This is a genomic window from Rhizobium sp. BK049 (assembly GCF_014193135.1).
Taxonomy (GTDB): Bacteria; Pseudomonadota; Alphaproteobacteria; order Rhizobiales; family Rhizobiaceae; genus Rhizobium.
This window is the reverse complement of sequence record NZ_JACHYV010000019.1, coordinates 70,123-83,385: the sequence shown is the minus strand read 5'-3', so window position 1 is coordinate 83,385 and position 13,263 is coordinate 70,123. Positions and strand designations below refer to the sequence as shown.

General features: G+C 61.1%; 13 protein-coding genes. 6 read left to right on the top strand and 7 right to left on the bottom strand.

Features of this window, described 5'->3' with window-relative positions; translation table 11 throughout:
* The first annotated feature begins 69 nt into the window (after positions 1-69).
* From FHT70_RS19815 to FHT70_RS19790, 6 genes are read left to right on the top strand one after another with little or no spacing between them, the layout of a single operon-like run.
* On the top strand, positions 70-612 hold the full coding sequence (locus FHT70_RS19815) for a cytochrome c (protein ID WP_183704312.1): 543 nt from the start codon (positions 70-72) through the stop codon (positions 610-612).
* Positions 609-1,592, top strand: coding sequence for a cytochrome c oxidase subunit II (coxB, locus tag FHT70_RS19810; protein ID WP_097599695.1), 984 nt, complete (start codon positions 609-611; stop codon positions 1,590-1,592). Before FHT70_RS19815 ends, coxB begins: the two co-directional genes overlap by 4 nt.
* Entirely contained in the window at positions 1,589-3,502 is a 1,914-nt protein-coding gene (gene ctaD / locus FHT70_RS19805) for a cytochrome c oxidase subunit I (RefSeq protein ID WP_183704246.1), read from the top strand. Before coxB ends, ctaD begins: the two co-directional genes overlap by 4 nt.
* Positions 3,499-4,101 (top strand): cytochrome c oxidase subunit 3, encoded by a 603-nt coding sequence (locus tag FHT70_RS19800; protein WP_097599697.1) that lies wholly within the window; start codon positions 3,499-3,501, stop codon positions 4,099-4,101. The genes ctaD and FHT70_RS19800 overlap by 4 nt, the downstream gene beginning before the upstream one ends.
* Positions 4,098-4,991: a cytochrome c oxidase assembly protein gene (locus tag FHT70_RS19795; RefSeq protein ID WP_183704244.1), complete on the top strand. Its 894-nt coding sequence runs from the start codon at positions 4,098-4,100 to the stop codon at positions 4,989-4,991. Before FHT70_RS19800 ends, FHT70_RS19795 begins: the two co-directional genes overlap by 4 nt.
* Positions 4,966-5,388, top strand: a complete 423-nt coding sequence (locus FHT70_RS19790; protein ID WP_097599699.1) for a c-type cytochrome — start codon at positions 4,966-4,968, stop codon at positions 5,386-5,388. The genes FHT70_RS19795 and FHT70_RS19790 overlap by 26 nt, the downstream gene beginning before the upstream one ends.
* 392 nt (positions 5,389-5,780) lie before the next feature.
* On the opposite strand, the gene FHT70_RS19785 is transcribed toward FHT70_RS19790, so the two are convergent.
* The 7 genes from FHT70_RS19785 to FHT70_RS19755 form a co-directional block, all read right to left on the bottom strand.
* A complete protein-coding gene (locus tag FHT70_RS19785; RefSeq protein ID WP_183704242.1) occupies positions 5,781-6,953 on the bottom strand; it encodes a helix-turn-helix domain-containing protein in 1,173 nt (390 codons plus the stop codon).
* 147 nt (positions 6,954-7,100) lie between these two features.
* The gene (locus tag FHT70_RS19780; protein WP_183704239.1) at positions 7,101-8,015 is read right to left on the bottom strand and encodes a cytochrome c; all 915 of its coding nucleotides are present in this window, start codon (positions 8,013-8,015) and stop codon (positions 7,101-7,103) included.
* A 120-nt stretch (positions 8,016-8,135) separates the two neighbouring features.
* A complete protein-coding gene (locus FHT70_RS19775; protein WP_183704237.1) occupies positions 8,136-8,870 on the bottom strand; it encodes a TIGR04290 family methyltransferase in 735 nt (244 codons plus the stop codon).
* A gap of 20 nt (positions 8,871-8,890) precedes the next feature.
* Positions 8,891-9,937: a UDP-glucuronic acid decarboxylase family protein gene (locus tag FHT70_RS19770; protein ID WP_183704234.1), complete on the bottom strand. Its 1,047-nt coding sequence runs from the start codon at positions 9,935-9,937 to the stop codon at positions 8,891-8,893.
* A gap of 12 nt (positions 9,938-9,949) precedes the next feature.
* Entirely contained in the window at positions 9,950-11,050 is a 1,101-nt protein-coding gene (locus FHT70_RS19765; RefSeq protein ID WP_183704232.1) for a glycosyltransferase, read from the bottom strand.
* Positions 11,047-12,135 carry a glycosyltransferase gene (locus FHT70_RS19760; protein ID WP_183704230.1) on the bottom strand — a complete coding sequence of 363 codons (1,089 nt, stop codon included), beginning with the start codon at positions 12,133-12,135 and terminating at the stop codon, positions 11,047-11,049. The genes FHT70_RS19765 and FHT70_RS19760 overlap by 4 nt, the downstream gene beginning before the upstream one ends.
* Positions 12,132-13,262, bottom strand: a complete 1,131-nt coding sequence (locus FHT70_RS19755) for a glycosyltransferase (RefSeq protein WP_183704227.1) — start codon at positions 13,260-13,262, stop codon at positions 12,132-12,134. Before FHT70_RS19755 ends, FHT70_RS19760 begins: the two co-directional genes overlap by 4 nt.
* Position 13,263 lies beyond the last annotated feature (1 nt).

The following is a 13,263-nucleotide window of genomic DNA, read 5'->3' as shown; positions in this document are numbered from 1 at the left end:
TTCCCTTTGCTTGCCGATAGCGCCGTCAAGAAGGACGGCACCTGGTTGTTCTCGATAGTGCTGCTCTGTATGTTCGTGATCGGAGCCACGATCGGCTGGGCAAGACATCCAAGGCAATATCGTGCCGATCCACCGGTCACATCGTCTCTCGATGAGTTCCGGCTGATGCCGGACAGGATCGGCGGCACACCACCCGACGTCTATTTCGCGCTTGGTAAGCCCTATGAGAGCACCGCCTATGATCTGAGCCAGGGCAAGCGCCTTTATTCCTGGTTCGGCTGCCCTACTTGCCATGGAGACGGACGAGGCGGGACCGGCCCTTCGTTTCTTGACGGCTGGTGGTTTTATGGCTCGGAAATGGTATCGGTCGTGGCATCCATTCGCGACGGACGGCCTCACGGCATGCCTGCCTTCGCGAACAAAATGACGAGCGACGAGATCTGGCAGCTCGCCGGCTATGTCAGGACGATCGGCGCCTATTCGGCCCTCTATACCGCGCCAAGCCGCAACGACGACAAGCATACAAGACCGGCCGAGAACCGGGCGCCGGCCGTAACTCTTTTCGAGGAAGGGCCGGTGGGCGTCCGCTCCGATCGAGGTGTCCGGCCTTGAAGACCGCCCCGGCATGCACCCTGTTTCTGTCCGGCTGCGCTGCGGGCACGCAATCGGCACTGAATGCGGACGGACCCGCCGCTTCGGAACTCAGAAGCCTGATATTGCTGTTTGTCGCCGTCTGCGGAGTCGTCTTCGTGCTTGTCATGAGCGGCGTGGTATGGGCGCTGGTTCGCAGGAAAAACCAGATCCCCGGCGAACCGCAAGCCGAGCGTTCCATGGCAAGGGTCGTTGCCGGCGCAATCGTTATGACCGTCCTGGTCGTAAGCTTCCTGACGATCACCAGCTTCTACGCAACCAATGGCGTCGACCGCGGCCGGGACAATTCGCCGACCATCGCCGTTCGCGGGCAGCAGTGGTGGTGGCAGTTCACCTATCTCGATGCGGATCCCGCCAGGACGTTCCAGACCGCCAACGAGCTGCATATCCCCGTGGGAACCGATGTCCGGCTGCGCCTGGACTCGACTGATGTCATTCATTCCTTCTGGGTGCCGAACCTGACGGGAAAGCAGGATCTGGTCCCCGGCCGCGACAACCGGCTGACGCTGCATGCCAGCAAAGCCGGCATCTATCGCGGCCAATGCGCCGAATTCTGCGGCCTGCAGCACAGCCACATGGCGCTGTTGGTGATCGCCGAGGAGCCCGAGGACTATGCCAGATGGCTGGAGCTGCAGAGAAAGACGGCAGCCGCGCCGGCCGACGGTGACGCCGCTACGGGAAAGCTCGTGTTCATGAGCAAGCCTTGCGCCGCCTGCCACACCATCCGCGGCACCGAGGCATCGGGCACCTCCGGGCCTGACCTCACCCATGTCGGCAGCCGCAGCATGATTGCGGCGGGGCTGTTGGAGAATACCCGAGGATCGGTTGCGGCATGGATTGCCGACCCGCAAACGCTGAAGCCGGGCAACAACATGCCGTTGGTCCCCCTCACCGGCGAAGAGCTGCGACAGGTGAGCGCCTATATGAGTGGTCTGCGATGACGGTCGGCGGCAGAACCCCTTCCCCCGCCGACCTGGCTGCCGGCTGTCCCGAGGCGGAAGCCTTCCTCAGGCGCACATGGTCGACGCCGCCTGGATTATTAGCAGCGCTCTCCACGGTCGATCACAAGATCATCGGCAGACGCTATATCGCGACAGCCTTTGTCTTTCTCATCCTCGGCGGCGTGCTTGCACTGGCGATGCGCCTCCAGCTTGCTTTCCCCGAGGCCCGCTTCATCAGCGCGGACCGGTACAATCAGATCTTCACCGTGCACGGGACCAACATGATGTTCCTGTTTGCGGTGCCGGTCATGGAGGCGATGGCGGTCTATCTCGTTCCTCTGATGGTCGGAACCCGCAACATCGCCTTTCCCAGGCTGAACGCCTTCTCCTACTGGATCTATCTCGCCGGAGGGCTGCTGCTGTGGATCTCCCTCGCCCTCGATACTGCCCCCGATGTCGGCTGGTTCTCCTACGTGCCTCTGGCCGGCCCGCAATATGGCGCGGGGAAACGGGCAGACCTCTGGGCACAGATGATCACCTTCACCGAGGTCTCCGCCCTCGCCGTTGCCGTCGAAATAGTCGTGACCGTTTTCAAGCTGCGGGCACCCGGCATGTCGCTCGATCGAATCCCCGTCTTCGTCTGGTCGATGCTGGTCACCGCCTTTCTCGTCATCCTGGCCATGCCGGCAATCATGTTCGCCAGTTCGTCGCTCATTCTCGACCGGCTGGTCGGCACCCAGTTCTATAATCCCGCGGAAGGGGGCGATGTGCTTCTCTGGCAGCACCTGTTCTGGTTCTTCGGTCATCCCGAGGTCTACATCATCTTTCTTCCGGCAGTCGGCATCGTCTCCGCCATGATCTCCACCTTCACGCGGCGTCCTGTCTTCGGCTATATGCCGCTGGTGCTGGCAATGATCGCCACCGGAATTCTCTCCTTCGGCCTGTGGGTGCACCACATGTTCGTGGCCGGCCTGCCGCGGCTGGGGAGCAGCTTTTTCACCGCCTCGAGCATGGCAATCGCCATTCCCGCCGGAACCCAGATCTTTTGCTGGCTGGCAACGCTGTGGGATGGCCGTCCGGTGTTCAAGACACCGCTGCTTTTCATCATCGGCTTTCTCATCACCTTCGTCATCGGCGGCCTGACCGGCGTCATGGTGGCGTCGGTGCCGCTCGATACCCAGGTCCACGACACCTATTTTGTCGTCGCCCATTTCCATTATGTGCTGATCGGCGGCTCCGTCTTCCCGCTGATCGGCGCGATCTATTACTGGTTCCCGAAGATGACCGGCCGGATGATGAGCGAAAGGCTCGGCCGTTGGGCCTTCGGCCTGATCTTCACCGGCTTCCACCTGACTTTCTTCCCCATGCACATCCTGGGCCTCCAAGGCATGCCGAGGCGGGTCTACACCTATCCGCCCGAGCTGCCCTGGGCTGGCCTGAACCTGTTCGTCAGCCTCAGCGCCTTCATCCTGGCCGCCGGCTTCCTCGTCTTCTTCATCGATGCCCTGCGCAGTTTCCGCCACGGCCGGCCGGCCGGCCCCAATCCCTGGAACGCCTCGACATTGGAATGGGCCGTAGCTTCGCCCCCTCCCCCTTACAATTTTCGGCATATTCCCGTAGTCGAATCGCGCGAACCGCTCTGGACATCCGGCGAGACGTTGCCGGTGGCGACCGGACTTCGGATCGATCGGCGGGAACTGATCGTCAGCAGCGTCACATCAGGCGAGCCGGAAGCGCGGGAGTCCTCGCCAGCCGATTCCATCTGGCCATTTCTGGCCGCCATTGCCACGAGCATTATGCTGATCGGCTCGATCTTCAGCCCGTGGGCCGTCGTCTGGGGAGCCGTGACGGTGGCAATCACTCTGACGGGATGGTTCTGGCCCAAGCAAACGCCGGAGGACGAGTCATGAAGGAGCGCGTGGTCACCGATCTGTCGAAGCTTCCCCTGCACGGCCTGGGCAGTGCGAGCCTGACGTTCTGGGGCACCAGTGCCTTCATGCTGATCGAAGGCATGGGATTCGCCTTGGCGATTGTCGTCTACTTCTATCTCATGAGCCTGGCGCCGCGTTGGCCGATCGAAGCCCCTGCCCCGGATCTTCTTCCCGGCACAATTCTGACCTTGCTGCTTCTCGTCAGCATCGTGCCGAATATGCTCGTCGCGCGGTGGGCAAAGCACAGGGATCTCCCCAAGGTGCGCGCGGGACTGATCGTCATGGCGCTTCTCGGAGCGGCACCCCTCATACCCCGCGCCTACGAATTCCCTGCCCTTCACATCGGCTGGGACGATGATGCCTATGGATCGATCGTCTGGACCATGCTCGGCCTGCACGCAACCCACATCATCACCGATCTCGTCGATACCGTCGTTCTCGCCTGCCTGATGTTTTCGAAGCATGGCGACAATGCGCGGCGCTACGGCGATGTCGAAGACAACGCGCTCTACTGGAACTTTGTCGTCCTCGCCTGGCTTCCTCTCTACGGATGCATCTATTGGGTGCCGCGGCTATGAGAACAGCAACCACAATCGCTTTTTTTCTTATGGCGACACCGGGATTGGCACATGACGGCCATGCCCATTCGAGTTCCTTCCCATGGACGGCCGATCCCTGGATAATCGCGCCGCTCGCAGTCTGCGCAGCCCTCTCTGCAAGCGGAAGCGTTTGCTTGATGTCGCGATCATCCACGGGCCGCCGCGTCGTCGCGCAGCGGCTTTTGGCCTATTGGGCGGGCTGGCTGGTGCTTGCCGGAGCGCTTGTCTCTCCCCTGCATTGGCTGGGAGAGCAGCTTTTCACCGTCCATATGATCGAACATGAGCTGGTCATGGCGGTTGCCGCGCCGCTCATCGTATCGGCACGCCCGTCGGCGGTGTTGCTCTGGGGGTTGCCTAGGATCGTCAGGCGCCGGGCAGGACAGATGCTCGCCTCGAGCATCGTCCGCAGGAGCTGGACGTTGCTGAGCAACGGCACTGTCGCGACGCTGCTGCACGGGGCGGCAATCTGGGCATGGCACGCGCCTGTTCTGTTCGACGCAGCGATCGAAAGCACGCCGCTCCATCGTCTGCAGCATCTTTCCTTTTTCTTAAGTGCCGTCCTGTTCTGGTGGTCCGTCATCTGGAAGACGAACAGGGGGCTGGCGGCCTGGCATCTCTTCCTGACCATGCTCCATATGAGCATTCTCGGGGCCCTCCTCGCCCTGTCACCGAACGTGCTCTACGCCGTGCAGACCCGATCGTCTGGGGCTTGGGGGCTGTCGCCGCTCGAAGACCAGCAGATGGCAGGCCTGGTAATGTGGGTTCCCGCCGGCGTCATCTATGCCGCGATTGCGCTGGCGCTGACGGCTTTGTGGATCAGGGATTCCGGAAAGGGAGGCGCAGATGGAACACGTATCGTCGCCCCATAATTCCCTTCGCCCCGCTTTGCTGATTGCCGCCTGCTTGGTGAGCCTGACGGCGGCATTGACCTTGACCGACATCTACCGGCAGCGATCCGAAAGGCAAGCTGTTGCCGTCGCCATGACAAAAGGCGATCCGGCGCGGGCGCCGGCGATTTTTCGCCGATATGGCTGCGCCGGATGTCACACCATTCCAGGCATCGAGGGCGCCGACGGCAAGGTCGGCGGCGATCTCTCCGGTCTGCGCGAGCGGGTCTACATTGCCGGCGTGCTCAACAATTCCGCCGACAACCTCATCGGCTGGATTGTCGCGCCGCAGGCCCATTCGCCAAGAACGGCAATGCCGGCCACCGGAATATCCGACCAGGAGGCCCGCGATCTGGCAGCCTATCTCTATGCTCGTTAGAAATCTGGGTTTCCGATCAACCCGCCTTTAAAGTTGCTCGGATCATCACGGCGCTCGACAGCGCGAGATTGTCGCTGAGCTGACCAACCGCGGCGCCGACGTGAAGGCGATACGGCTTTTGACCAATTTCGAGGAGTCGCAGGACATGCATGTGGCGCACCTTGAGAGGCTTAAGGCAGAGTTGCTAGAATGTGATGAGAAGCAACAGGCCGGCGGATCCGCGCTGCGACGGGGCAAGAACTTTACGTCGATCTCTTAGCGACAGCATCCGCTGCAAAAGTCTTTGCGCGTCCCAAAAACGGGGTTGGGGTCGAACGATTGCGGCGTGCAAAACTTGCCCTCCAATGGGATCCCCGTCTGTGACGAAATTCAGCAATTTTCGCCACTGTGATTTAGGAGCGGCTATTCCTAGCCGGTATTTGGGGGTTGTAGAAGTGAGGACGTGATTGGTCATGCGCCCTTCTAACATTCTCGCCACCCCGCAATGAAAACCCCATCAACCGCTCGTATTCCGCCTCCGGAATGCCATAAGAACCACTGGCCTTGAGAATGAGGCCCTCGCGATCGAGGACGATTACCTTTCCTCGTACCGACCGGATGAGTTTTTCGCCTTCTAGAATTGGAAGTACGCCCGTAACTCCGGAACGCCGGACGCCGAGCATCGAAGATATATGCTCGTGGGTCAGAAGCAGCACCTGGCCTTCCGATCGATCATCGAGCATAAGCAGCAAACGGGCCAGTCTCTGTTCGATGGAATATCGGCTGTTGGCGAGGGCCGTATAACCAATTTGAATTGCGAGCGTCCTTGAAAACGTTGATGAAAGCGATCGCAACTGCGGTGCCCTCTGCGTCAGACGAAGGAAGCTGTCGACGTCGGTGCGCTGCGCGGTTCCTTCGGTCTGCACCACAAGCTTGTAGGGAGTGCGCCAATCGCCCTCCAACAGCCCCGTGCCGGTTACCCCTTCACGCCCGATAAGGCCAACCTCTACCTGTGAGCCATCCAGCGACAAGGCGACCAGCGAGACCGTCCCGCTTTCAATGAAGGAAACCGTCGTGATCTCTCCAAACTGCCTTTCAAGAACCTCGCCTTGAACCAGCTGAACCTGCTTGAGATGCGGCCGGATAAGATCATCTTCTCGCGGAGAAAGAGCGGAAAGAACGAGATTCTTCTGACCGCCTGATGACCTCGCCGTCGAACCTCGGCACTCGGAAAGGGCAGTATAAATCGCGCTCGTGTCCAGCGGTTTTTCCACGAAAATCCGATCCGCAAAGCGGGGAGGCACGACATCACGGCTGTAGCCAGTTGCGAAGAAGAACGGGATATTGCGCTTCGCCAGCGCATCGGCGACAGGGAACACCATCGTTCCACCGAGATTGATGTCCAGAATGGCCACTTCAATTTGCGAATCTTCAATATATTGCAACGCTCGTTCGACGCTCGGTGCAGGCCCGACTATCTTGATTCCGGTTGCTGTCAGCTTCGATGCGAGTTCGCTGGCGAGAGCGTAATCGTCCTCGACGACCAGGACAGCCTTTTGCGCGAGTTCGTCAAAAGCCGTATTCATGACGATCTGCCTCTCACATTATACCCGTTCACTCAAAACGTTGCGGCCATTGCCCTGTTCCGTCGCCCAACCTGATGACGTTGCATCAATAATAGCTTAATCCCCCCGTTCTCGCGTTCTTCAATATCACTCGATCGGCGATACGCATCAAGGATGGGGCGTCGGGCGCGGCGGCAGCGACTTCAGGTATCGGGCGATAGCCATCCGGTCGGCCTCCGGGAGCTCCGCCGTATTCTCGACCACATCCGCCATGGACCAGCCGACATAGCCGTGACCCGGCGTCCTGCCGCTGTGAAGCATTTCGGCGACATCCTGCTGCGACCACGAGCTGATACCTGTCGGCGTGATGTTAGGGTTGAAGCCGACACCTTCAGAACTCACTCCGCCGGCGAACCTGGTTTTTGGCTTTAACGCGCCGAATATGTTGCGGGATGAGTGGCACTCGGCGCAATGACCGAGCGTCTCCACGAGATAGGCACCGCGATCATGCACGGGATCGCCGCTCAGCGCTGCTTCCGGTCTGCCTTCGTGGAAGAACAGAAGCTTCCAGAAGCCGACGAAGCGGCGGATGCGAAACAAGGGGGAAATATCGTGTGGCTGCGGGCGCTCCGGCACGGGCGAAAGCGAGTGCAGAAAGGCGTAGAGATCTCTGACGTCGCCGAGAGTCATCCCCGTGTAGCTGGGATAGGGGAATACCGGGTAATAATGCTGCCCTGAGGGAGAGACCCCTGAAATCAGCGCATTGGCAAGGTCGGCAACCGACCACGATCCGATACCGGCAACTGGGTCGGGCGAGATATTGGGAACTCTGAAGGTCCCATAGGGCGAGGCCAGCGCAAGATCTCCTCCGAGCCTTAAGCGGTCCGGCTGACCGGGGGAAGCATGACAGGAGGAGCAGCCGCCTGCAGCAAAGACCACTCTGCCGCGCTCGACATCCCCGGGCGTCAGCGTGGGATCGCCGGCAGCGAAGCGTGGATGCGGCCTCGTCAGCAGCCAGGTTGCGAGGCAGACAAGGAGGACCGCGGCGACAGCGGTCGAAAACAATCGGGCACCTTTCACCATCCTGGACCCGCTAGAGCAATCCCGGGAAAACCATGAACAGTTTTCCGTCCGGAGTTGCGAACGACAACTCAGAGCGGTTTCGCGTTTCCATGGAAAGCTCAATCGCTCTGCATGAACACCTCAACCGGGCGGCGGCTCGACCATATATGGCCGCCGCCCCAGGCGGCAGAGATAAACTTCTCGCTCGGGATTGGCCTCTATGACAAAACCCGAGCTGCGCAGCATCGCTTCGACCGCCGCCTTGTTGGGAATGAACCAATTGGTGGGATCGGCAGCATAGCGCTCTTCGACAAAGAACAGCTTCGGAAAATCCGGCCGATCAAAAACCTTCCATTCCGAAAAGTCGTAATCCTCTTCCAGCGTGGCAATACGCTCTTCACCACGCTGCAGGCATTGGAACAGCATGAGGTCTGCAACCACATGTTCGTGGAGCAGATCCAGTGCCAGCAACGGATGGCGCAGGTGGTAAAGCACGCCCATGAAGAGCACAAGATCGAACCTCTCCCCGAGTTTCGACACCTCATAAACCGACATCTGCCTGAACTCGACGTCGAGGCCGAAATGATCGGCGGCGAAACGGGCCTGCTCGAGATAACGTGGATCACTGTCGATGCCCAACACCCGACCGGCATTGCGGCGCTTCATTTCGAGCGCATAAAAGCCTGCATTGCAGCCGATATCGAGAACGCTCCGCCCTTCCAGGTCCTTGGGCACGACATGTTTGAAGCCTTCCCACTTGAATGCCGGGTAGTCACCGAGAAAGTGATCCGGTGCGGTTTCGAACTCCCCGAGCCGCATATTCTGAAACCAGGGGCCGAGTTCGTTGATACGCTGCTTCAAAGCCAGGTTCGTCATCGCTTGTATCCGCTTCTCGCTTAGTTGTCCAAGGGAGCAGCCTGCGGGGCCACCGCGCCCCGATGACGACGAGCCGCCGCGACGCGTTTTCGGGGGCCATCATTCAAATTGGCGGCAAACCAATCGATCGTATATCTCAGCCCCTCGGCGAGGGGCACCGTCGGCTGCCAGTCGAGAAGTTCGGTGGCGCGGGAAATGTCGGGGCGGCGGCGCTGAGGATCATCCTTCGGCAAAGGTCTGTAGGCAACAGCCGTTCGCACCGGCACCATCGAGCGGATCATCTGCGCGAGCTCGTTGATGGTGAACTCGCCCGGGTTGCCGAGATTGACGGGCGCTCCGGGGTTGGGCCGCAGATCCATCAGGGCCATCAGACCGCCCACGAGATCGCTGACGTAGCAGAAGGACCGCGTCTGCAAGCCGCTTCCGTAAATGGTCAGCGGTTTGCCCGAGAGAGCCTGCACGATCAAGTTGGAAACGATCCGCCCGTCATTCGCCTGCATTCGCGGCCCATAGGTGTTGAAGATGCGGGCGACCCGCGCGTCGACGCGGCCCGCACGCAGCATGTCGAAGCAAAGGGCCTCAGCGGCGCGCTTTCCCTCGTCATAACAGGCGCGCGGTCCCGTGCAGCTGACATTGCCGCGATAGTCCTCTTTCTGAGGATGCTCGGCCGGATCCCCATAGACCTCACTGGTCGATGCCTGTAGGAACGAGGCTCGATGCCGCTCGGCGAGCGCCAGCAGATTACCCGTGCCGGCGACACACGTCATCATCGTGTGAACGGGATCCGCCTGGTACTGCGGTGGCGAGGCGGCGCAGGCCAGATTATAGATCTGGTCGAGCGGTTCGTCGATTTCGAGGAATTTGCAGATGTCCTGTTCAATCAGCCGGAAACCCGGGTGATTCATCAACGGTCGGACATTGTCGGGCGAGCCGGTGAGATAGCTGTCGACGCAGATCACGCTGTCGCCACGGCCGAGAAGAGCATCACAGAGATGCGAGCCGACAAAACCGGCGCCTCCTGCCACCAGAACAGTCTTGCCTTTTCCGCGACGATTGACTTGAAGCATCGATACTCTCCTTCACGCTGAGATACGGTCGAAAGCTGGATTGGCGGGCAGGTCGGAAAGAGCCCGGACGAGCTCACCGGCACGTGCGGCACCGGTATGACTGCTCATCACCAGGTTTCTCGCTGCGGCGGCGACCGCCAGACGGTCGGTGTCGGGAAGCTCCGTCAGCAGCGCCACGACATCCTCCGGCGCGCGCGCAATGAACAAGGCCTCGCCGTCCGGCAGCAGCTCATCGAGGCCCTGCCAGAAGTCGCTGATAATGGGCGCCCCGCAGGCGGTAGCCTCGAACAGCCGCACGCTGGGAGACCAGCCGGCGGCGATCATGTCGCCGCGGGTCACGTTCAGCGTGAACCGCTGCCGGCTGTAAAAGCTTGCGTGATCGGCAGGCGGCAGATGCTCGATGCGCTCGACATTGGCCGGCCATTCGATCTCGGCGGGATATTGCGGCCCGGCGACAACGAAGCGCATCCACGGCAGGCGGCAGGCCGGCTCCAGCAGAAGCCGCTCCAGTGTCGGCTGCCGGTCGGGGCTATAAGTTCCGAGATAACCGAGATCCCAGCAAGTGGGCTCGCCGGTATTGGCATAGCGCCTCTCGTCGACCGAACAATAGAGCGCGATGGCCCTGCGCGCGCCATATCTCTGTTCGAGCCGCGTCAACACCCTTCCTCCGGAGAAGGAGAAGTAGGTGTCAAATAAAGGAATCTGGCGCAGCGCCAGATATTCCTCGTCGCCGCGATCGAGCTTGGCGAGGGTGACCGGCGTGTCAATGTCATAGAAGCAGAGCCGTTTCAGCTCCAGCGCCCCGAGCCTGTCGATGAGCGGCACGCCATCGGGAACATAGGATCCGACGATGACGGCGTCGGCCTTGCCGAGCCTTTCGCCCTGACGCTCGACCATTGCGCCGATATCGGAATAATAGGCGAGCTCGCAGAAATCAGGCGAAGGTAAGTCCCGATGGCTGGCATACCACGGCACGTCCCGCTCCAGGAACAGGACCCGATGGCCACCCTGCCTAAGGCCTTTGATCAAGGCGCGATAGGTCGTGGCATGGCCATTTCCCCAGGAAGAGGAAAGAGAGAGGCCGAAGAAGACGATGTCGAGCGATCCCCTCATTCGGCGGCCTCCCGCGCGCCAAGACGGGCGCGAAAAATCTCGTCCGCCGTTTCGGCGCGATTGACATAGGTATGTTCGGCCAGAACGCGCCGGCGTGCCCTTTCTCCGATTTCCCGTGCGGCTTGGTGGGACAAGCCGCTGAGCAAGGCAGCCACGTCCTGTCCGTCGCGGGCGACCAGGACCTCCTCGCCGGACTTCAGAAAGACATCGATGCCTTCCCAGTAGTCGGTAATAAGGCAAGCCCCGGCGCCAGCCGCCTCGAAGACCCGCGTCGCAGGGGAAAAACCATTCTCCGCCATACTGGCGCGCGATATGTTGAGGACCGCCATCGGCGTCACGTTGAAGGCGTTGTGATCACGCGTCGGGACATGGCCGATATAGCGGACGTTTGAAGGGATCGGCTTGTCCTGCCAGCCGGAACCGCCGAGCAGGAACGTCCGGTTCGGCAGACGCGACGCCGGTTCCAGGAAGAAATGCTCGACCCTGGCCTCGCGATCCGGCAGGCGGTTGCCAAGGAAACCGAGGTCGGCGGCGAAGCGGTAGTCCTGCGGCACCGGATGATGCGTTTGCGGGTCCAGCGCATTGTAGATCGGCACGCATTCGGCCGCTCCGACGGAACGGTATGCGCTCACGACAGGATCGCCGCCGCCATAGGTTAGCACGAGATCAAGCCCGGCGAGCGCACGGCGCAAAGGATGATCTGGGTTGGCCCTAAGTTCGGCAAGCGTCGCCGGCGCGTCCACGTCCCAGAAGATCTTCAACGCTTGGGGTCGGGCGTGTCGCAGCACCTCTTCCAGCAATCGGTCGTCCTCGAAACCGACACCGCTCGCTTTGACGACGATATCAGCCCTGGCCGCCTCGCTTGTCACGGCCTTGAGGGCGTCAATCGTCCCTTCGTAGACGACGACCCTGCACCAGTCCGGCGGATCCATGTCGCGGTTCTTCTGCCGATCATAGACATCGGGCTCATAGAAGGTGATGTCATAACCCTTCTCCGCCAGCGCCCGCAGCAGACCGCGATAATAAGTGGCGGCGCCGTTCCAATAGGCGGAGACGAGACTTGAACCGTAAAAGGCGATCTTCATTCGGCAGCCTCCCTGGATTGCAGGTTTGCGGTGACCCTATGCGTGCCGCAGCGCGCCAGGATGGCGAAAAGCTCGTCGACGCGGTGGCGGCAGGTGTGACGGGCCTTGATCGTTTCAAGGCCGGCAGCGGCAATGCTCGTAGCCAAATCGGCGTCGGAGAGGATATCGCGCAGGCGTTTCTTCATCTCTTCACCATTGCTAACGACAAGATAGTCGCTGCCGGTCTCGAAGAGATGTTCGACGTCGTTCCAGGGCGCCGAGAGCAGGGGTATTCCGCAGGCGAGCGCCTCGAAGACACGGATGGTCGGAATACCCGGCAGATGTTCGACATAGGGTCGGCGCGGAATGTGTACGGTGACCCTATGGCGGGCGAAGGCCGCGGGAACGTCGGCATTGGCTATCCAGCCGCCATAGGCGATGCCGGCCTTGCGCAGCTCGTCCAATGCATGGCCGGGATAGCGCACGCCGCGAACGACCGTGTTCAAGCCGAGATCTCTCGCGGGACGGATCAGGAATTCGCCGATTTCGGCCGACCGTTCGTCGTCGCCCCAGTTGCCGATCCAGATGAGGTCTCCGGTTTTCTCGATCTCCGGCAGCGGCCGAAACAGGGCGTCGTCGGCCGCCTCGTGCCAGGTAAAGACCGACTTTCCCCAGCCGGCTCTGAGATAACGGTCGCGCAGCGTCTGTCCGAAGGCCAGCACGCCATCATAGTCGTCAAGCGCCAGCCCCGCGATATCGCCTTCGGCGGAGACAGCGCGATGATGCGTATCGTGGAAAAGCAGCGTGAAGGTCGCGCCATCGCGCCGGATGCGGCCGAGCCTCTCGACCAATTGCGGTTCCGTCCACTCGTGAACGATGACGACGTCGGCGTCGGAAAGCACTGCTTCGTGGTCGAACTCGACACCATAAGTCCGCGAACGGTGCTGCGGAAATGCCTGGTGAAATGCCTCGACCGCAGCCGCCCCCTGGTCTCGCACCAGATTGGTCCGGCTCCAGGCATCCTGCGGCTCCAGCGCCAGCGTCTCGTGACCGCGCCGCTGGAGATCGCGCATGACGCCACGAAGAAAATGAGCATTGCCGTGATTCCAGTCGGAGACCAGCGAATGAGTGTAGAAAACGAACTTCATG